18 protein-coding genes are annotated in these 19,215 nt (G+C 71.4%); 10 read left to right on the plus strand and 8 right to left on the minus strand.

Going from position 1 to position 19,215, the window contains the following annotated elements; translation table 11 throughout:
* Positions 1-75: 75 nt before the first annotated feature.
* A complete protein-coding gene (locus tag V7S47_RS12025) occupies positions 76-627 on the plus strand; it encodes a TetR/AcrR family transcriptional regulator (protein WP_336561769.1) in 552 nt (183 codons plus the stop codon).
* 10 nt (positions 628-637) lie between these two features.
* Here the strand turns inward: V7S47_RS12025 and V7S47_RS12030 are convergent, their stop codons facing one another.
* Positions 638-1,900 carry a phospholipase D-like domain-containing protein gene (locus V7S47_RS12030; RefSeq protein ID WP_336561770.1) on the minus strand — a complete coding sequence of 421 codons (1,263 nt, stop codon included), beginning with the start codon at positions 1,898-1,900 and terminating at the stop codon, positions 638-640.
* Between the two features lie 55 nt (positions 1,901-1,955).
* On the opposite strand from V7S47_RS12030, the gene uvrB reads away from it, so the two are divergent.
* The 6 genes from uvrB to V7S47_RS12060 all read left to right on the plus strand — a co-directional run bounded on the left by uvrB (position 1,956) and on the right by V7S47_RS12060 (position 8,790).
* Positions 1,956-4,082, plus strand: a complete 2,127-nt coding sequence (uvrB, locus tag V7S47_RS12035; RefSeq protein ID WP_336561771.1) for an excinuclease ABC subunit UvrB — start codon at positions 1,956-1,958, stop codon at positions 4,080-4,082.
* Between the two features lie 406 nt (positions 4,083-4,488).
* Positions 4,489-5,121, plus strand: a complete 633-nt coding sequence (locus tag V7S47_RS12040) for a DivIVA domain-containing protein (protein ID WP_336561772.1) — start codon at positions 4,489-4,491, stop codon at positions 5,119-5,121.
* 85 nt (positions 5,122-5,206) lie between these two features.
* Positions 5,207-6,496 carry an MFS transporter gene (locus tag V7S47_RS12045; RefSeq protein ID WP_336561773.1) on the plus strand — a complete coding sequence of 430 codons (1,290 nt, stop codon included), beginning with the start codon at positions 5,207-5,209 and terminating at the stop codon, positions 6,494-6,496.
* Positions 6,493-6,783, plus strand: coding sequence for a hypothetical protein (locus V7S47_RS12050; protein WP_336561774.1), 291 nt, complete (start codon positions 6,493-6,495; stop codon positions 6,781-6,783). Before V7S47_RS12045 ends, V7S47_RS12050 begins: the two co-directional genes overlap by 4 nt.
* Positions 6,780-8,414 carry a bifunctional 3'-5' exonuclease/DNA polymerase gene (locus V7S47_RS12055; RefSeq protein WP_336561775.1) on the plus strand — a complete coding sequence of 545 codons (1,635 nt, stop codon included), beginning with the start codon at positions 6,780-6,782 and terminating at the stop codon, positions 8,412-8,414. Before V7S47_RS12050 ends, V7S47_RS12055 begins: the two co-directional genes overlap by 4 nt.
* Positions 8,415-8,424: 10 nt before the next feature.
* Positions 8,425-8,790, plus strand: coding sequence for an MmcQ/YjbR family DNA-binding protein (locus V7S47_RS12060; RefSeq protein ID WP_336561776.1), 366 nt, complete (start codon positions 8,425-8,427; stop codon positions 8,788-8,790).
* Between the two features lie 3 nt (positions 8,791-8,793).
* On the opposite strand, the gene opgC is transcribed toward V7S47_RS12060, so the two are convergent.
* From opgC to V7S47_RS12085, 5 genes are read right to left on the minus strand one after another with little or no spacing between them, the layout of a single operon-like run.
* Positions 8,794-11,325: an OpgC domain-containing protein gene (gene opgC / locus V7S47_RS12065; RefSeq protein ID WP_336561777.1), complete on the minus strand. Its 2,532-nt coding sequence runs from the start codon at positions 11,323-11,325 to the stop codon at positions 8,794-8,796.
* Positions 11,322-11,765, minus strand: a complete 444-nt coding sequence (locus tag V7S47_RS12070; RefSeq protein WP_336561778.1) for an ATP-binding protein — start codon at positions 11,763-11,765, stop codon at positions 11,322-11,324. Before V7S47_RS12070 ends, opgC begins: the two co-directional genes overlap by 4 nt.
* Positions 11,758-12,093 carry an STAS domain-containing protein gene (locus tag V7S47_RS12075; RefSeq protein WP_336561779.1) on the minus strand — a complete coding sequence of 112 codons (336 nt, stop codon included), beginning with the start codon at positions 12,091-12,093 and terminating at the stop codon, positions 11,758-11,760. Before V7S47_RS12075 ends, V7S47_RS12070 begins: the two co-directional genes overlap by 8 nt.
* A complete protein-coding gene (locus tag V7S47_RS12080) occupies positions 12,090-14,066 on the minus strand; it encodes a glycosyltransferase family 2 protein (RefSeq protein ID WP_336561780.1) in 1,977 nt (658 codons plus the stop codon). The genes V7S47_RS12075 and V7S47_RS12080 overlap by 4 nt, the downstream gene beginning before the upstream one ends.
* Positions 14,063-15,271: a PP2C family protein-serine/threonine phosphatase gene (locus V7S47_RS12085; RefSeq protein ID WP_336561781.1), complete on the minus strand. Its 1,209-nt coding sequence runs from the start codon at positions 15,269-15,271 to the stop codon at positions 14,063-14,065. The genes V7S47_RS12080 and V7S47_RS12085 overlap by 4 nt, the downstream gene beginning before the upstream one ends.
* A 125-nt stretch (positions 15,272-15,396) precedes the next feature.
* Here V7S47_RS12085 and V7S47_RS12090 point away from each other — a divergent pair, with 125 nt between their 5' ends.
* Positions 15,397-16,152 carry a response regulator transcription factor gene (locus tag V7S47_RS12090; protein ID WP_336561782.1) on the plus strand — a complete coding sequence of 252 codons (756 nt, stop codon included), beginning with the start codon at positions 15,397-15,399 and terminating at the stop codon, positions 16,150-16,152.
* Between the two features lie 39 nt (positions 16,153-16,191).
* On the opposite strand, the gene V7S47_RS12095 is transcribed toward V7S47_RS12090, so the two are convergent.
* The gene (locus tag V7S47_RS12095) at positions 16,192-16,902 is read right to left on the minus strand and encodes a potassium channel family protein (protein WP_336561783.1); all 711 of its coding nucleotides are present in this window, start codon (positions 16,900-16,902) and stop codon (positions 16,192-16,194) included.
* Positions 16,899-17,441, minus strand: coding sequence for a DUF1707 SHOCT-like domain-containing protein (locus tag V7S47_RS12100; RefSeq protein WP_336561784.1), 543 nt, complete (start codon positions 17,439-17,441; stop codon positions 16,899-16,901). Before V7S47_RS12100 ends, V7S47_RS12095 begins: the two co-directional genes overlap by 4 nt.
* Before the next feature lie 153 nt (positions 17,442-17,594).
* On the opposite strand from V7S47_RS12100, the gene V7S47_RS12105 reads away from it, so the two are divergent.
* Together V7S47_RS12105 and V7S47_RS12110 are read left to right on the plus strand one after the other, a co-directional pair.
* Positions 17,595-18,368 carry an MlaE family ABC transporter permease gene (locus V7S47_RS12105; protein WP_090855266.1) on the plus strand — a complete coding sequence of 258 codons (774 nt, stop codon included), beginning with the start codon at positions 17,595-17,597 and terminating at the stop codon, positions 18,366-18,368.
* A 3-nt stretch (positions 18,369-18,371) separates the two neighbouring features.
* Positions 18,372-19,211, plus strand: coding sequence for an MlaE family ABC transporter permease (locus tag V7S47_RS12110; RefSeq protein WP_336561785.1), 840 nt, complete (start codon positions 18,372-18,374; stop codon positions 19,209-19,211).
* Positions 19,212-19,215: the final 4 nt, after the last annotated feature.

The raw sequence follows: 19,215 nt of genomic DNA on the forward strand, positions 1-19,215 counted from the left end.
AGTGGCATGATGTAAGCGGAACGGTGTTCCGCAAACCACGATACGGAACGCTGTTCCGTTTAGCAAGGAGGTCGGGTGCCCCCCGCCAAGCGCGCCGATGCGCGGCGCAACGAGGAGGCGCTGCTCGCCGCGGCCGCCACGGTGTTCGCCGAGTCCGGCGTCGCCGCGCCGGTGCGCGAGGTGGCGTCCCGGGCCGGCGTCGGCGTGGCCACCATCTATCGGCACTTCCCGACCCGGGCCGACCTGGTCGTCGCGGTCTTCCGCCACCAGGTGGAGGAATGCGTCGAGGCGGTCCCGGGCCTGCTCGCCGACGGCCCCACGCCGTACGACGCCCTGGTGCGCTGGGTCGACCTGTTCGTGGACTTCCTGGTCACCAAGCACGGCCTCGCGGAGGCCATGCAGGGCGAGGACGAGGCGCATGCGACCCTGCACGCCTACTTCGTCGAGCAGCTGGTCCCGGCCTGTGCCGCCCTCCTCGACGCCGCGGTCGCGGCCGGTCAGGTGGCGCCCGGCGTCCGCGCGCTCGACCTGTTGCGTGGGATCGGCAACCTGTCGGTCGGCGACGGCACCTTCGGGTACGACGCGCGTCCGATGATCGACGCGCTGGTCGCCGGGCTGCGCGCCTGAGCCCGGGACGCTAGAGCAGCGGCCGCAGCGGCGCCAGGATCATCTCGGTGAACTTGCGGTGCAGGTCCCGGGCCTCCCACTCACCCTGGGTGAGCTCGAGGCAGTTGGACTGGTCGGTCGCGAAGATCTCCTCGAGCGTCTGAGCGAACGCCTCGTCGAAGACCTCGACGTTGATCTCGTAGTTTCCCTGCAGGCTGAGCCGGTCGATGTTGGCGGTGCCGACCGTGGACCAGCTGCCGTCGACAGTCGAGGTCTTGGCGTGCACCATCGCGTCCTTGAAGCGGAAGATCCGCACCCCGGCGCCGAGCAGCTGGCTGAAGTAGCCGCGCGAGATCCAGTCGGCCACGATGTGGTTGGACTTCAGCGGCACCAGCAGGCGTACGTCGACCCCCCGGCGCGCCGCCTCCTTCATCGCGTCGACGAAGTCCTGGTCGGGCGTGAAGTAGGCCTGGGTCATCCACACGTTGACGCTGGCCCGGTTGATCGCCTCGATGTACATCGAGCGGATGGGGAACATCCACAGCCGAGGCACGTTGCGGTGGATCCGGATCCGCGGCTCCCACGTCGAGGCGGTCTCCAGCAGCAGCGGCCGCTCGCTGGCCCGGATCCGGCGCCGTCGGTTGAGGTTCCAGAAGTCGGCGAACGCGCGCTTGAGGTCCCACACGCCCGGGCCGGTGATCCGGACGTGGGTGTCGCGCCACTCGGTCTCGTAGGCCGAGCCGATGTTGTAGCCGCCGACGAAGCCCTCGCTGTCGTCGACCACGAGGATCTTGCGGTGGTCGCGGCCGTAGCGGGTGAGGTCGAAGAACCTCCAGCCGGCCGGGTAGACGGGGTAGCGCAGCACCTTCATGTTCGACGGGAAGTGCTTGAACCGGGGCGAGACCACGAGGTTGGCGAAGCCGTCGTAGATGCAGTAGACCTCGACGCCCCGGTCCGCGGCCGCGGACAGGGCGGCCTTGAACCGCTCGCCGATCTCGTCGCCCTTCCAGATGTAGGTCTCGAAGAGCACTTGCTTCTGGGCGCCGTCGATGGCGGCGAGCATGTCGTCGTAGAGGTCCCGGCCGAAGGTGTAGGTCGTCACCTCGCCGTCGCCGATCGGCACGGGGTGGGGCGCGGTGACCGGGAACGGCTTCGGCTTCTTGCCGCGGCGGCGGTAGGAGTCGACGAGCGACATCACGACCGCGACGAGCAGCGGGACGCCGAAGACGGCCATCAGCGTCCGGCGCAGCACCCGCAGGACCCGCTCGGTGGTCCTCGGTGCGCTCGTCCTCACCGGGACAACATAGCGACGAGCACCGACTGTCGGTGGCCCCGCCTACGCTGGACGCATGCGCCCTGTCACCGATCTCGAGCGCCGGGTGGCGCCGCTGAAGGTCGAATCCGACTACCAGCCGTCCGGCGACCAGCCGACCGCGATCGCCGAGATCACGAAGCGGATCAACGGCGGCGTCGAGGACGTGGTGCTGCTCGGCGCCACCGGCACCGGCAAGACCGCCACCGTGGCGTGGGTGGCCGAGCAGGTGCAGCGCCCGCTGCTGGTGCTCCAGCCCAACAAGACGCTGGCCGCCCAGTTCGCCAACGAGCTGCGCCAGCTGTTCCCGCACAACGCCATCGAGTACTTCGTCAGCTACTACGACTACTACCAGCCCGAGGCCTACGTCCCCCAGACCGACACCTACATCGAGAAGGACTCCTCGATCAACGAGGAGGTGGAGCGGCTGCGGCACAGCGCGACCAACTCGCTGCTGACCCGCCGCGACGTGATCGTGGTCAGCACGGTCTCCTGCATCTACGGCCTCGGCACCCCCCAGGAGTACGTCGACCGGATGCTCCGGCTGCGCGTCGGCGAGGAGCACGACCGCGACACGGTGCTGCGCCGGCTGGTCGAGATCCAGTACACCCGCAACGACATGGCCTTCACCCGCGGGACCTTCCGGGTCCGCGGCGACACCCTCGAGATCTTCCCGGTCTACGAGGAGCACGCGGTCCGCATCGAGTTCTTCGGTGACGAGATCGAGCGGTTGATGACCCTGCACGCCGTCACCGGCGAGGTGCTCACCGAGGACCAGGAGCTCTACGTCTTCCCGGCCACCCACTACGTCGCCGGCCCGGAGCGGATGGAGCGGGCGATCAAGGGCATCGAGCTGGAGCTGGAGGACCAGCTGGCCAAGTTCGAGCGGGAGGGCAAGCTGCTGGAGGCCCAGCGGCTGCGGATGCGCACGACCTACGACGTCGAGATGATGCGCCAGGTGGGGTCCTGCTCCGGCATCGAGAACTACTCGATGCACATGGACGGCCGCGGGCGCGGCACCGCGCCGAACACGCTGCTCGACTACTTCCCCGAGGACTTCCTGCTGGTCGTCGATGAGTCCCACGTCGCCGTGCCCCAGATCGGGGGCATGTACGAGGGCGACATGTCCCGCAAGCGCAACCTGGTCGAGCACGGCTTCCGGCTGCCGAGCGCGATGGACAACCGGCCGCTGCGCTGGGAGGAGTTCCTGGAGCGGATCGGCCAGACGATCTATCTCTCGGCGACGCCGGGCGACTACGAGCTCGACAAGGTCGGCGGCGACACCGTCGAGCAGATCATCCGCCCGACCGGACTGATCGACCCCGAGGTCGTGGTCAAGCCGACCAAGGGCCAGATCGACGACCTGATCCACGAGATCCGGACCCGGGCGGAGAAGAACGAGCGGGTCCTGGTCACCACGCTGACCAAGAAGATGTCCGAGGATCTCACCGACTACCTCCTCGACGCCGGCATCCGCACCCGCTACCTGCACTCCGAGGTCGACACCCTGCGCCGGATCGAGCTGCTGCGTGAGCTCCGCCTCGGCGAGTACGACGTCCTGGTCGGCATCAACCTGCTCCGCGAGGGCCTCGACCTGCCCGAGGTCTCCCTGGTCTCGATCCTGGACGCCGACAAGGAGGGCTTCCTGCGCTCCGACAAGTCGCTCATCCAGACCATCGGTCGCGCGGCCCGCAACGTGTCCGGCCAGGTCCACATGTACGCCGACAAGATCACGCCCTCGATGGAGGCCGCGATCGACGAGACCAACCGGCGCCGCGCCAAGCAGGTGGCCTACAACACCGCCCACGGCGTCGACCCCCAGCCGCTGCGCAAGAAGATCGCCGACATCACCGAGATGCTCGCCCGTGAGGACGAGAACACCCAGGCCCTGCTCCAGACCTGGGCCGGCACCGAGGCCAAGGGTCGCGCCGGCGGGGTCAAGGCGAAGCAGCCCGTGCCCGCCCTGCGCGAGGGCGACGCCGGCAAGCACGCAGCCGACCTGGCCGGCATGCCCAGCTCCGACCTGGCCGAGCTGATCCAGGGCCTCACCGACCAGATGCGCACCGCCGCCGCCGAGCTGCAGTTCGAGCTGGCCGCCCGGCTGCGCGACGAGATCTCCGAGCTCAAGAAGGAGCTCCGCCAGATGATGGAGGCGACGAAGTGAGGAGGAAGGCGCCGAGCGAGGGACGAGCTCGAGTGACTTCCTCCGAACGAGGAGCCAGGCGAGCGAAGTGAGTCTCGGCGACGAAGTGAGTCTCGATACACCGCCTCGTGCCTCGGCGGCACTCGACTACCGAAGCCGCTGATTCGTCGCCTTCGTTGGCCGAGTAGGCGCGAGGGACGAGGGCCGTATCGAGGCCCGGCGTGGGCGGGTGTTCGTTGGTCGAGTAGGCCCGAGGAACGAGGGCCGTATCGAGACCCGGCCGTGGGCGGGCGTGTTCGTTGGTCGAGTAGGCCCGAGGGACGAGGGCCGTATCGAGACCCGGCCGTGGGCGGGCGTGTTCGTTGGTCGAGTAGGCGCGAGGGACGAGGGCCGTATCGAGACCCGCCGCGGTCCCTAGACTCCTCTCGTGCCCATCACTCGCGCCGACCTGGCGCAGCAGATCGCGAACCACCGGTTCACGCCCCGACGACGCGAGGGCTACGACATGCAGGAGGTCGACCGGTTCCTCGATGCCGTGGTGGCCGCGGTCGAGGTCGGGATGCCGGTGGGCGACCTGGTGGGCCGGGCCCGGTTCACCCCGGTGCGGGTGCGCGAGGGGTACGCGATGGCCGAGGTCGACGACTTCCTGCGGTGGATCGTCGACCGGGCGCACGAGCTCGAGGAGCGGGCGCCGTACCTGCCCGACGAGCGTCCCGCTGCACCTCAGACGCGCTCGGCCCGGTCGCAGCGCATCGTGGCGGTGCAGTTCTCCCCGGTGCGGCTGCGCGAGGGCTACGACATGTCGGAGGTCGACCAGCTCCTCGACGAGCTCGCGGCCGCGGTCGACTCGGGCGCCGACGTCCGCACCCTGGCCGGCGAGGCCCGGTTCACCCGGGTGCGGCTGCGCGAGGGCTACGACATGGGCGAGGTGGACGCATTCCTGCGCGAGGTGGTCACGGAGGCCGAGGGCGGCCGGACCGCCGCGCCGGACGCGCCCCCGCTGCCGACCGTGATCCAGGAGCAGCGCGGGCTGCTCTCGCGGATCTTCGGCGGTCGCTGAGCGTCGCCGTGAGCCAGACCACGCCCGGTCCGCCGCCCGTCCGGGCGGGCGCGGGGCGCCGTCGGTCGAGCGTAGGATCGCGGGAGTGACCGAGACCTCCGCGCCGAGCCAGCGGACGGCGTACTCGGTCTGGCTCGTCGCCCTCGCGATCTACGTCCTGGCGGTCTTCCACCGCTCCTCGCTCGCGGTCGCGGGTCTGGCGGCCACCGAGCGGTTCGACATCACCGCCGCGCAGCTGGCCACCTTCACCATGCTCCAGCTGCTCGTGTACGCCGGCATGCAGATCCCGGTCGGGCTGCTCGTCGACCGGTTCGGTCCCCGCAGCGTGCTGCTGACCGGCGCGGTGCTGCTCTCGCTCGCGCAGACCGGGTTCGCGCTGGCCGAGAGCTACCCGGTGGCGCTGGCGGCGCGGTTCTTCGTCGGCCTGGGCGACGCGATGACGTTCATCTGCGTGCTCCGGATCCTGTCGATCTGGTTCGCGCCCCGGCGGATCCCGCTGCTCACCCAGCTGACCGGGACCATGGGGCAGCTGGGCGCGATCGGCGCGACGGTGCCGATGACCTGGGCACTCGGCAGCTTCGGCTGGACCCGGGCCTACCTGGTGACCGCGTCGCTCGGGATGGTGCTCGCCCTGCTCGGCCTGGTGCTGCTCCGCGACGCCCCGGGCCGCCGGCACGTCCGCGGCCACGCCCTGTCGCCGGCCGCGGTGCGCGCGAGCCTGGCCGCGTCCTGGTCGCACCCCGGCACCCGGCTCGGGTTCTGGGTGCACTTCACCTCGCAGTGCAGCGCCACGACGCTGGCGCTGCTGTGGGGCTACCCGTTCCTGGTCCGGGGCGAGGGGCGCACCAGCACCGAGGCCGGCCTGCTCCTGAGCCTGATCGTCCTCTCGATGGCCTTCGTCGGGCCGGTGCTCGGCTGGCTGGTCGCCCGGCACCCGTGGCACCGCTCGTCGATGGTCCTGGTCATCGTCGGCGCGATCGTGTCGGCCTGGACGGCGGTGCTGGCCTGGCCCGGAGAGGCACCGCTCGGGCTGCTGGTCGTCCTGGTCCTGGTCACCGGGGTGGGCGGACCGGCGTCGGTGATCGGCTTCGACCTGGGTCGCACCTCCAACCCGGCCGCCCGGCTGGCCAGCGCCACCGGGATCATCAACGTCGCCGGCTTCGTGGCCAGCCTGGGTCTGGTCGTCGCGATCGGCCTGGTCCTCGACTGGCGCGCCCCCGGCACGTCGACCGACTACGGTCCGGCCGACTTCCGCTGGGCGATGAGCGTCCAGTACCTCGTCTGGGGTCTCGGCCTGACCCAGATCGTCCGCTACCGCGTGAAGGCCCGTCGGGTCATCGATCGGGAGGCGCTCGAAGCCGGCGTCCCGGTGTGAGCGACGGTCCCGAGCACACCCCCGACGGCCGGTACGTCGTCATCGACGGCCGCCGCTGGCGCGCGACCGATCCGGCCATCCCGGCCGAGCGCCGCGACGAGCTGCAGCACGTGCTGATGGCCTGGCGCCGCGAGGTCCGTCGTACGAAGGGGACCGACGAGGAGCGGGCGTCGCGCGACGGCGTGCAGGCGGCCAAGGTCGCCCTGGGGGAGCGCGGCACCCCCTGGTGGGAGCAGTCCGACGCCGAGCGGCGGGCCCGCTGGGAGGCGGAGGTCCCCCCGCCATGACCCGGATCGCGCTCTCGCGGCTGCCGGACGAGCGGGTGCTCGTCGTCGAGGAGGGGCGCGAGCACGAGCTCGCGCTGGCCGGCCTCCCGTCGTACGTCGAGCGGCGCGAGCCCGACGCGCCGCGCTGGGTGTGGGACGACACCGCGCGGTGGTACCCGCCGCTGCTGGCGGCCGGGGTCCGGGTCGCTCGCTGCCACGACCTGCGGCTGGCGCACCACCTGCTCCGGCGGGCCCCGGCCGCCGACGCCGGGCTCCTGGTGGGGGAGCAGTCGGCGCACTGGGACCGGCTGGGGCCGAGCACGCCGTCCGACCCCGCGCTGTTCTCGGTGGACGACACCGCCGAGCACCTGCGCGCCGACCTCGAGGACGCCCGGCAGCTGGCGGTCGTCGCGGCGTCGACCGAGGAGTCGCGACTCGCGCTGCTCCTGGCCGCCGAGTCCGCCGGGGCGCTGGTGGCGGCCGAGATGACCCACGCCGGGATCCCGTGGCGGGTCGACGTGCACGAGCGGCTGCTCGCCGAGCTGGTGGGCGCGCGCCCGCCGCGCGGGGCCCGGCCGGCCCGGCTGGAGGCGCTGGTCGCGGAGGTCCGTACGGCGTTCGCCGCGCCGACGCTCAATCCCGACTCGCGCGCCGAGCTGCTGAGTGCCCTGCGCCGGGCCGGGTTCGAGGTCGCCGACATCCGGATGTCCACCCTCCGCGGCCTCGACCACCCCGGCATCGCCCCGCTGCTGCGCTACCGCCAGGCCGCCCACCTCTGGCAGACCAACGGCTGGAGCTGGATCGACCAGTGGGTGAGCGACGGGCGGTTCCGGCCGTCGTACCAGCCGGCGGGCTCGACCACCGGGCGCTGGTCGTCCAACGGCGGGGGCGCGCTGTCCATCCCGACCGTCGTCCGGCCCGCGGCGGTGGCCGACGACGGCTGGACCTTCGTGGTCGCCGACGTCGCCCAGCTCGAGCCGCGGGTGCTGGCCGGGATGAGCGGCGACCGGGCCCTGGCCAGGAACGCCCGGGGCGCCGACCTCTACCAGGGGATGGTCGAGGACGGCGCCGTCGCGACCCGCGGCGACGCCAAGCTCGGCCTGCTCGGCGCGATGTACGGCGCCACCAGCGGCGAGAGCGGTCGCCTGGTCGCCGGCCTCACCCGGCGCTACCCGGCCGCCTTCGGGCTGGTCGAGGAGGCCGCCCGGGCGGGGGAGCGCGCCCAGGTCGTCCGCACCCTGCTCGGTCGCGGCTCGCCCAGCCTCGGCGAGGCCTGGGACCGCGACCCCGACGACCCGCCCGTCGACCCCGACAGCCAGACCCGCCTCCGCCGCGCCTACGGCCGGTTCACGCGGAACTTCGTCGTCCAGGGGACCGGCGCCGAGTGGGCGCTGTGCTGGATCGCCGACCTCCGCAACCGGCTCTGGCGCCTCGGTGGCGACGGGCCGCTGGAGTCCCGTCCACACCTGGTGTTCTTCCTCCACGACGAGGTCGTCGTGCACACCCCGGTCGGCCTGGCCGACGCGGTGGCCGCGGCGACCGTCGAGGCCGCGGCCGCCGCCGGCGGGCTGCTCTTCCGCGACCTGGCCGTCGACTTCCCGCTGAACGTCTCGGTCGTGACGTCGTACGCCGACGCGGGGAAGCCGACCTAGTCTCCTCGGCATGGACGTCGAGACGATGCAGGCGCACTGCCTGGCCAAGCCGGGGGCCTGGGCCGACAACCCCTGGGACCACGAGCACCCGGTGGTCAAGGTCGGCCCGGGTGAGCGCGGCAGGATCTTCGCCTTCCTGGGCGCCGGACGGGTCGGGGTGAAGAGCGCGACCACGCGCGAGGTCGCCGACGAGTGGCTCGAGCGCTACCCCGGTGACGCGAGCGTGATGGCCTACATCGGCCGCTCCGGCTGGAACGACCTCGCGTTGGGTGGCGCGATCCCGGACGACGAGCTGATCGAGGCCGTGGACGAGTCGTACCGGCTGGTCGTGGTCGGTCTGCCGAAGAAGCTGCGCCCGCCCGGCTGGGAGGGCTGAGCCCTAGCGGGGGATCACGGAGAAGAGGAACTTCTTCTTCACCATCAGCCAGATCAGCAGGATCTCGACGGTGTGGATGACCGTGCCCTGCCAGAGGCTGCCGCGGTCCAGGCCGGGGATGTTGGCGATGGCGAGCACGAAGAACACGTGCACGATGAACACGTAGAGGCTGGCCGCGCCGAGCGGCGTCCAGAACCAGCCGACCACCGCGTTGACCGGCTTCCAGCAGGTCGTCAGGAACGCGAAGGCGACCACGATCATCAGCACCAGGTCGAGCAGCCGCCCGGGCTGCAGGAAGATCCGGGTGTAGGCGTGCTGGTAGAGGTAGGCGTACGTCGTGTCCGGGAACGGCGTGGTCACGAACCCGTAGGCGTGCCCGAGCCAGAGGTAGACCAGCGCGCCGGCGTACCCGAGCACGAAGACCGTGCACGCGATCTTGCCCCAGCGCGACGTGAGGGCCGCGGTGAGCTGGCGGCGGTAGTGCCCGATCACCAGCCCGTGGGTGAAGGCGATCTGCCAGGTCAGCAGCGGGAAGACGTCCTCGAACTGCGACGGCAGCCAGTGCGGCGAGTAGATCGCCGAGTAGACGAAGGCCGCCCACGAGAGCGCCAGCAGCACCCACCAGTAGCCGCGGCGGACCAGCCACATCATCGGCGGCAGCAGCAGGCTCAGCACCACGAAGAGACCCATGATGTTGAAGACCCACGGGCCCATCTCGAGGAGCAGCAGCTGCCTCACGGCGTACCAGGGGGTGGGGTAGTCGAAGAGCCGCGGGCCGTTGGCGTACAGGTCGTAGACCTGGCCCTGGACGACCTGGCCGTTCTCGCCGGTGCCGCGGTCGGTGAAGGTGGTGATCGCGGTGGCGTCGACGAAGGGCAGCAGGCCGAGCAGGAAGATGATCAGGACGACGGCGAGAGCGACGAGGTACTGCTTGCGCGCGCGCTTCCACATCACCACCGCGGTACGCCACTCGCCGAGCTTGCGCACCGTCGGCGCATAGATCATGCCGAGCACGATGCCGCTGAGCAGCACGAACATCTCCGCACCGGTGATCGCGCCGATGGCGTTGAGGCTGATGTAGGAGTACGGGCTCGTCAGCTCGGTGTGGGTGAGGACCACCGTGAGGATGATCCAGCCGCGGAACAGGTCGAGCCGCTGGTCGCGGGTATCGTGCTCGTTGGGGTAGCGCCACGACGGGATGAAGCGGCCCGCGAACCCGGCGAAGACGAAGGCGACGGCCAGCAGGGCGGCGCAGAAGACGATCCAGCCCATCTCGCCGCCGTCGTCGGCGTCGGGGAGTCGGCCCTGCGCGGTCGCCTCGTTGGCGGCCTCCTGGTCCAGCACCCGGGTCACCGGGCCGACGCGCACGCCGTACCGGTCGAGGTCGCGGCGCAGCGCCTCCGCCAGCCGCTCCGTGCGGGTGGCCCGCCAGTCGACCTCGTCGCCCTGCACCTCGGCCTCGGGGCGCTTCTGCTCCAGCCAGGAGATGCCGGCGATCAGCGGGCGGTCCTGGCCGGCCGCGAAGACCTGGCGCCACCAGCCGCGCTTGATGGAGATCTCGGAGTCCCCCTCGCCGTCCGGCCGCCACAGGGCGCCGGTCTCGAGGAGGACGGGCTTGTCGTAGCGCTCGGCGAAGCGGTCGTAGAACGGCTTGCGCCCGGACCCCTGGTCGCCGTACCCGTAGGTCTCGTCGAGGCGCGCCTCCAGGTCGCCCTGCTCGGGTGCGACGTCGGGCTCGAAGCCCTCGCTGATCTCGTCGTCGCCGGTCTGGCCGCCGGTGGTCGGGTCGAGGTCGTTGTCCTCGCGACCCCGGTCGACCCCGAAGTGGTAGAGCGTGATGCCGACCCAGTCGACCGCGTCCTCGCCCGGCCAGTACGGCGCGTACGGGTCGTCGGCGCCGTCGAGGATCCCGTTCTCGTCGGTGTCGAGGGCGGCCGTGTCGCCCTCGCGGTCCGGGTCGACGTCGCCGTACGCCGCGCCGAACGGGTAGCCCGCGCCGTAGACCGGCGACCAGACCATCGCGGCGTACGGCGTGGCCGCGTGCACGGCGTCGGCGACGGTCCGGAACGCCCGGACGTACTGGGTCGGCTGCTGGGCCCAGCCGTACCAGGTGCCGTTCATCTCGGGCGCGAAGCGGACCAGCAGCACCTGGTCCAGCTCGTCGTGCAGGGTCGCCAGCTCGTCGGCGAGCTCCTCGGCGTCGGCGACGGTCAGCTCGTCGAGCGGGACCGTGGGCTCCAGGGTGACGGCGGCGACCGCGCCCTGGGTGGCGGCCTGGCCGGCGAACTGGCGCAGGTACGTCGTGTCGTCGTCGCCGAGCGGGTAGTTCACCCGCTGGCTGTAGAGCGAGGGGGTCTCGCCCAGGCGTTCGCCGTACGCCGCCGCACTGTCCTTGGTCCAGTCGAGGCCGGGCCCGTACCAGGGCGCGCCCTGCTCCGGGGCGGGGACGTCGTCGGCCGCGGTCGCGCCCGGGGCGAGCAACAGCCCCGCGAGCACCGTGACGACCGCGACGAGAGCGGCTCGCAGGGCGATCACGCCGGGGCGCGGTCGCACCGGATCCGCCACAGGTTGCGGCCCTCGACCCGCTCGTACTCCAGGGAGTCGACCGCGGCGAGGGAGAGGGCGAGACCGCGACCGGACTCCGCGTCCGCGTCCGGCATCGTGGCGGTGCTGAGGTCGATCGAGGCCGGCCGGCCGTTGTCGCCGAGCACGGCCTCGAGCCGCTCGTCGGTCAGGGTCAGGGCCAGGGTCAGCCGACGCTCGGACGGGCTGCCCTCGTCGGCGATCCAGGCGTGCTCGACGATGTTGCCGAGGATCTCGATGACGGCGAGCTCGAAGCGCACCCGGTCGGCCGGGAGCACGTCGCCGTCGGCGGCCCAGAGGCGCGCCAGCTGCTCGTGGGCCAGGTCCACGGCGTCCGGCGTGGTCGGCATGGACTGGTCGAGATGGAGCCCGTCGGGGGTGGGGTCAGGCATCGAACGCGCTCTCGACGTCGTCGCGCGGTCGCAGCACCTTGTCCATGTTCGTCAGCTGGAAGACGGTGAGCACCTCGGGCGTCGGCCGGGCGATGCGCAGGTCGCCCCCGGCCTGCCGGGCTCCCTTCAGGCCGCCGATCAGCGCGCCGAGCCCGGAGGAGTCGAGGAACGTGGTGCGGTCGAGGTCGACCACGATCCGCGACGTGCCCTCCTCCAGGAGGATCGCCAGCAGGTCCTTCATCTGGCGGGCCGCCACCATGTTGAGCCGGCCCTGGGGCACCACGACGGCCACGCCGTCGGGCCGTCGGAAGACGTCGATCTCGATCATGACGAAGCTCCTCCATGAGGGGTCTCGGGGGACACCCCGGGGTTGAAGCCGCGGTAGAGCGCGGCGCGGATGATGACGGAGAAGATGGCCAGGTCGAAGACGACCCAGACGATGTTGAAGAGGGTGCCGAAGGCGGCGGCCTGACCGACCGCGAGCCGCACCAGCCCGACGACGACGCCTGCGGTCAGCGCGGCCATGGCGATCAGCTGCGGCTTGATCAGGTCCCAGCGCGGGCCCTCGTCGAGCGCCCCGGTCTTGCGGGTCACCGCGAAGTCCAGGTCGCGGCCGAGGAAGACGTTGCCGAAGGCGGACGTGAACGACTTGATCCACACCGGGAACAGGGCGAGGGAGTACTGCTGCCCGCGCCACGTCGGGCGCCCGGCCGCCACCACGAAGAACAGCAGCTGGTTGATGATCAGGAACGGCACCAGCCGGACGAAGAAGTCCGTGCTCAGCGCCTGCACCGGCAGGATGCCCATCGTGAGGTAGGCCACCGGCGCGGCGATGTAGACGATCGCGGCGAAGCCGGACAGGTAGCTCCACATCGTGCCGAAGTACATGAGGCGTTGCGCCCAGGTCAGCCGACGCTGGACCAGCGGGTTCTCCCGGAACATCACCTGCACGGTGCCCTGCGCCCAGCGCAGCCGCTGGGTCAGCATGGTGGGGAGGTCCTCCGGCGCGAGGCCGTGGGCGAGCACCTCGTCGTGGTACGCCGACTTCCAGCCCAGGCCGTGCAGGCGCATGCAGGTCGCCATGTCCTCGGTGACCGAGATCGTGGCCAGCGGCATGATCGGCTGCGCCTCGCCGGCGCGGTCGACGTCGACCGCCTCGACCAGGGCCTGCACGGTCTCGACGGCGCCGAGCGGTGACCAGTCGCGCTGGGCCATCTGCTCGAGCGCGACCGGGTTGAGCGTGGCCAGCCCGGAGCCGGGCTCGCCGGTCATCTCCTCCAGCTCGGCGATCACCGCCAGGTCGGCCTGCAGGGCGGTCAGATCGGCCTCGACCAGGTCGCGGCGGATGGCGGCGACCCGCTTCTGGAACTTGTAGGTGACGTCGAACAGCGCCACTCCGCGCGCGAGCTCGCGCTTGGCCCGGCCGAGGTCGTACTCGATCTGGTCGAGCGCCCGGATCACCCGGTCGTCGTCCGGGTCGATCTGCTCCCGGGCCTCGGCGATCACGGTGCCGGCGGTCTTCAGCGCCCGCTGGACGCCGACCTCGACCTCGCCGGCGTACCGCGAGACGCCCAGCTGCATCAGCGCCTCGCGGCGGATCACGGCGTTGGAGCCGCAGAAGAAGGCGGCGTTCCAGCCGTCCTTCCCCTGCTGGATCGGCCCGTAGAACAGCGGCGCCTGGCTGCCGAGCGGGTCGTCGTCGGGAACGTTGACGAACCACTGCGGGGTCTGCACCAGCGCCATCTGCTCGTCCTCGAAGAACCCGAGCGTGCGATCCAGGATCTCCGGCAGCGGGACCTGGTCGGCGTCGAGGATGAGCAGGAACTCGCCCTCGGTCTGCAGCAGCGCGTTGTTGAGGTTGCCGGCCTTGGCGTGCCGCGGCATGTTCGCCCAGTCCGCCGACCGGGTGATCCAGCCGATCCCCGCCTCCTCGGCGGCGGCCCGCATCTCGGGGCGGTTGCCGTCGTCGAGGATCCAGGTCTCGTGGGGGTAGCGGATGGCCTGGGCCGCCCGGGCCGTGGCCATCACCAGCTCGATCGGCTCGTTGTAGGTCGCGATGAACACGTCGACGGTTCGGTCCGGCGGGGCCGGCGGCGGGTCGCCCCGTTCCTTGAGCCGCCACATGGCCAGCCCGAAGAGCAGCGAGTCGATCAGGCTGTAGGTCTCCGCGATCACCAGCGGCACGGCGATCCACCACGCCGCCCAGTGCACGGAGTGCAGCCACCTCCAGGCGACGTAGTTGACGCCCAGGACGGCCGTGAGCACCACGATCGTGCGGATCAGCAGCAGACGTCTGCTCACTGGCCCCGCTCCCGGACGACGACGACCGCTGTGACGTCGTCGAGGGGGGTCCGGGCGTGCCCCAGGGCGAGCACCGAGGCGAGCACGCCGGGTCCGTCCTCGGCCCGGTGCACGAGTGCTCCGACCTCGGGGACCCAGTCGACCGGGTCGTCGAGCAGGTCCAGCAACCCGTCGCTGAAGAGCAGCAGCCGGTCGCCGGGGTCGAGGTCGAGCTGCTGCTCGGACCAGTGGTCGTCGGGCAGGACCCCGAAAGGCCGGTCCTCGCCCCTCAGGTTGGTCGCGGTGCCGTCCGCTCGTACGACGAGCGCCAGCCCCGACCCGGCGTCGACGAGCCGGACGAACCCGTCGTCGAGGTCGACCGCGGCCTCGAGCAGGGTCACGAAGGACTCGGCCCGCTCGAGGTCGGGCAGCAGGCTCCGTGCGACCTGGGTGGCGGTGATCCCGAGGTCGACCCCGGCGACCACGGCTTCGTGGGTTCCGCGGATCGCGGCCCGGACACCGGCACCGAGCAGGGCCGCGCCGGTGCCCTTGCCCATGACGTCGCCGAGGCTGACGTGGGCCACGCTGTGGCCGACGCCGTAGTCGTAGAAGTCGCCGCCCACCGCCAGCGCGGGCAGGCAGAGGCCGTCCACGGTCCAGCCCGGCACCCGGACCGGCCGCGCCGGCAGCAGGGACGACTGGACCCGGCGGGCCTGCGTCATCTCCGTGGACGCGGTGAGCTCCTGCTCGGCCCAGGCGGCCAGGTCGACGAGGGTGGTGAGCTGTTCCTGGTCGAGGGTCCGGGGCACGACGTCGAACAGGCCCAGGGTTCCCAGGACGTTGCCCATCGAGTCCCGCAGCGGCTGTCCGGCGTAGAACCGGATGCCGTCGTCCGTGACCGCAGGCAGGTCGGCGAAGCGGGGGTCGGACGCGGTGTCCTCCACGACCAGCAGGACGCTGGCGGAGTCCGCCCGGTCGCTGAAGGTCTCCTGTCGAGGGAGCCCGCGCAGGTCCGCGCCCTGGATGCTCGCGAACCAGGCTCGGTCACCGTCGAGGACGGCGATCGAGGAGAACGGCACCTCGAAGATCGTCCGCGCGAGCCGGGTGATCCGGTCCAGGCGCTCGACGGGCTGTCCCTCGGCCAGGGCGAGGCTCTCGACGGCGCGCTGGCGCCGGTCCTCCTCCGGTACGACGGCAGGCGCCGCCGTGGTCGTTGCTGTCCCCATGTGTGCTGCTCAGCCCTTCTCCGGTCACCCGGACAGAGCCCCCCATGTACTGCTGCGTCCGCGGGGAGTACCCGCAGTGGCATCATGGCAAAACCTGGGGGGATCGACCAGGCTCAGGAGGCTCGGTGCACTCACGCAAGACCGCAGTGGTCGTCGACGACGACCCGGACGTGCGGCTGCTGCTCGCCCACGTGCTGGGGAAGCTCGACCTGGACGTCACCTCGGCCGAGACCGGGGAGGACGGGATCGCCCGGATCCGGGAGGTCGACGCCGACCTCGTGACGCTCGACCTGACCCTGCCCGACCTCGACGGCGTCGAGGTCTGCCGGCGGATCCGGGAGTTCAGCGACGCGTACGTCGTGATGATCACCGGGCGGGTCGAGGAGGCCGACCGCCTCGTCGGCCTCGACGTGGGCGCCGACGACTACATGACCAAGCCGGTCTCGCCCCGCGAGGTCCGGGCTCGCGCGGCCGCGCTCCTGCGCCGGCCGCGCCAGCGTCGCGACCCGGCGGCCGAGCCGCCCCCGGCCCCGACCGGCCTGGCCGTGCAGAGCACCGGGGCGGACGACCGGGTGGTCGATGCCGGCGGCGGCCTGGTGCTGGTCCCGGTGCGCCACGTCGCGCTTCTCGACGGCCAGCCGCTGCCGCTGACCCCGACCGAGGTCGATCTGCTGGCGACCCTCTCCAGCCGGCCCGGCGCGACCTGGGACCGCGGCGCCCTGGTCCGCGAGGTCTGGGCGGGCGACTTCATCGAGTCCGACTTCCTCGTCGACGTCCACGTCGCCAGCCTGCGCCGCAAGCTGCGCAAGGCCGGCACCCAGCGCGAGTGGATCAGCACCGTGGCCGGCACCGGCTACCGCTTCGACCGGGTCGTCGCCTGACCCCCGGGCCTTCTCGGTTCGGCGGTGGGCAGGGGGAAGTCAGCGGTTCGCGCGGCTGACCGTCAGGCCGACCAGGCGGGCGACCACGAGAGCGACGTACAGGACGCCGGCGAGCATCTCGACCATGACCAGCGACCGGGCGTGCGGCTCGACCGGGACTACGTCGGAGAGCCCGACGCTGGTGAGGGTCGAGAAGGAGAGGTAGAGCAGCTCGAACCACTCCCGCTGCGCCGAGGCGTCCGAGCCGATGAAGGAACCGGGCCACACCACCTGCGCGGCGGTGAAGACGTAGGCGAACCCCCAGGCGACGACGGTGAACGCCGCGCCCGTCGCGTAGAGCTCGTCGGTGGTCACCCGGTCGTCGTGGAAGAGGTACCGGATCATCCCGTAGGAGATGTAGAAGTACAGCGGCGCGTGCAGCAGCGCAGAGACCAGCACCACCCAGCTCGCGTCGGAGAGCGCCTCGACCATCGTGAAGGCCATCGCCGGGACGCCGATCCCCAGGGCCACCCACGACAGCGCCGGCGTACGACGGACCGCCCACAGCGCCGTGCCCACGATCGCCAGCTGCACCACCCCGAACAGCGCGGAGCCGAGCCGGTTCTCGCCCAGGTAGGGGTAGGCGAGCACGCCGCCCAGCTGGGCGGCCAGCAGCACCGCCGAGGGGTTCTTGCCGAGCACCCGGCGGACCCGGTGCCGCTCAGCGTGCGGGTCATCGTGCGGTCCGTAGACCGGCTGGTCGGTGCTCACGGCCCCAGCTCCCGCTTGCGCTGCTCCTTGGCCTGCTTCTTCTCGAGCCGGCGACGGTGGTTCTCGACGATCTCGCCGCGCCGCAGCCCGGTCTGCACGAGATTGATGCCGGTCCCGAGCATCACCCACACCGGCCACGGGTGGGAGCCGGGACCGGTGGTGAGGAACCAGACCACCCAGCAGATCAGGGTGGGCAGCAGGAACGTGCCGAACGCCTCGCGCAGGTCCTTGCGCCAGGCCAGCTCCGCGCGCTGCTGGAGGTCGGACGGCGTGGCCCGCACCAGGTCGGACGCCGGGACACGGGCCGCCAGCACGGGGAGCAGGTCCGCCACGACGGGGGGCAGCTCGCCCAGCGTCTTCGCGCTAGAGACCGCCGAGCTGCGCTCGTCGTGCTCCTCGCGGTCGAGGCGGCCCTCGGCGTACGCCTCGCCGAGCGCGCGCTGGACGATCTCGCGCTCGGTGTCCGAGGCGCGCAGTCCGGCGTACGACGGGTCCCGGGGGTCGTGCGGGAACGACGACCAGAACGAGGCACTGTCCACGACGGAAACTTAACCTGCCATCGAGTGTGACGGACGCCACGCAAGGGAGTGACTCCGGCAACACGCGGGTAGAAGGGCCCGCGTTGCCGCAAACGAGAACACGTTCTACTGTGGCCGGGCCGCTCGGGCCAGGTACGGATGGGGAGGAGACCGATGGCGTTCAGTGCTGTGTCGGTCATCCGGGGACCCGGAGAGATCGCGGCCATGGTCGTCGAGGTCGTCAAGCGGATCTTCACCCGCCCGTTCCAGTTCCGGGAGTTCATCGAGCAGGCCTGGTTCATCACCAGCGTGACGCTGATGCCGACGATCCTGGTCTCGATCCCGTTCGGCGCCGTCATCTCGCTGCAGGTCGGGAACCTGACCGGCCAGCTCGGCGCCCAGTCGTTCGCGGGGGCCACGGCCGTGCTGGCCGTGGTCCGCGAGGCGGCCCCGATCGCGGCCGCGCTGATCATCGCGGGGGCCGCCGGGTCGGCGATCTGCTCCGACATGGGCGCTCGCAAGATCCGCGAGGAGATCGACGCGATGGAGGTCCTGGGCGTCGACCCGCTGGAGCGGCTCGTGGCGCCGCGCGTGCTGGCCACGATGTTCGTCGCGCTGATGATCATCGGCATCGTGATCGGCGCCGGCATCGGGGGCGGCTACTTCTTCACCGTGATCGTCCAGGGCGGCTCGGCTGGCGCTTTCCTGTCCTCGTTCACCGCGCTGGCCAGCCTCACCGACCTCTACATCGCCATCATCAAGGCGGTCATCTTCGGCGGCATGGCGGCGATCGTCGGTGCCTACAAGGGCCTCAACGCGGGCGGCGGGCCCAGCGGGGTCGGCCGAGCCGTGAACGAGTCGGTGATCGTCGCCTTCATGCTGCTGTTCTTCATCAACGCGATCATCACGGCCATCTACTTCCAAGTCGTCCCGCCCCCGGGGTTGTAGGCGATGGCCAGCATCGGGACGCTCGGAGGCGCCTTCCTCCGCGGACGGCGCCACGCCCTGGAGCAGTACGGCGACCAGCTGCTGTTCTACGTCAAGGCGCTCGCGTGGACGCCGCGGGCGATCCGCCGCTACCCGCGCGAGATCACCAACACCCTGGCCGAGGTCACCTTCGGCGCGGGCGGCCTGACCCTCATCGCCGGCACCGTCGGCGTGATCGCGTTCCTCGCGTTCTTCGCCGGCACCGAGGTCGGCATCCAGGGCTACGCCTCGCTGAGCCAGATCGGCGTGGCCAAGTTCAGCGCGTTCATCTCGGCCTACTTCAACACCCGCGAGGTCGCGCCGCTGATCTCCTCGATCGCGCTGGCCGCGACCGTGGGCTGCGGCTACACCGCGCGGCTCGGCGCGATGCGGATCTCGGAGGAGATCGACGCGCTCGAGGTGATGGGCATCCCGTCGCTGCCGTTCCTGGTGACCACCCGGATGATCGCGGCGTTCATCGCCGTGATCCCGCTGTACGTGGTCGCGCTGTCCGCGTCGTACCTCTCGCCGCGGCTGATCACGACCTACATCTACGGCCAGTCACCCGGCACTTATGACCACTACTTCCTGCAGTTCCTGCCGCCCGTCGACATGCTCTGGTCGTTCGGCAAGCTGCTGTTCCTGGCCTCCGCGGTGATCCTCATCCACTGCTACTACGGCTACACCGCGAGCGGCGGTCCGGCCGGCGTCGGCACGGCCGTCGGCAAGGCGATCCGCACCAGCATCGTGACCATCGTGGTCGCCGACTTCTTCCTCAGCTTCGCGATCTGGGGATCGACCACGACCGTGCGGATCACGGGGTAGGCGC

It is taken from the genome of Nocardioides sp. CCNWLW216, from assembly GCF_037120545.1.
GTDB classification, from domain to species: domain Bacteria; phylum Actinomycetota; class Actinomycetes; order Propionibacteriales; family Nocardioidaceae; genus Nocardioides; species Nocardioides lianchengensis.

What these genes read in the sequence shown, in the direction of transcription:
- uvrB (WP_336561771.1), top strand. Translation starts at nt 1,956, where the DNA reads ATGCGCCCTGTCACCGATCTCGAGCGCCGGGTGGCGCCGCTGAAGGTC.
- V7S47_RS12105 (WP_090855266.1), top strand. Translation starts at nt 17,595, where the DNA reads ATGGCGTTCAGTGCTGTGTCGGTCATCCGGGGACCCGGAGAGATCGCG.
- V7S47_RS12070 (WP_336561778.1), bottom strand. Translation starts at nt 11,765, where the DNA reads ATGCCTGACCCCACCCCCGACGGGCTCCATCTCGACCAGTCCATGCCG.
- V7S47_RS12110 (WP_336561785.1), top strand. Translation starts at nt 18,372, where the DNA reads ATGGCCAGCATCGGGACGCTCGGAGGCGCCTTCCTCCGCGGACGGCGC.
- V7S47_RS12055 (WP_336561775.1), top strand. Translation starts at nt 6,780, where the DNA reads ATGACCCGGATCGCGCTCTCGCGGCTGCCGGACGAGCGGGTGCTCGTC.
- V7S47_RS12075 (WP_336561779.1), bottom strand. Translation starts at nt 12,093, where the DNA reads ATGATCGAGATCGACGTCTTCCGACGGCCCGACGGCGTGGCCGTCGTG.
- V7S47_RS12060 (WP_336561776.1), top strand. Translation starts at nt 8,425, where the DNA reads ATGGACGTCGAGACGATGCAGGCGCACTGCCTGGCCAAGCCGGGGGCC.
- V7S47_RS12085 (WP_336561781.1), bottom strand. Translation starts at nt 15,271, where the DNA reads ATGGGGACAGCAACGACCACGGCGGCGCCTGCCGTCGTACCGGAGGAG.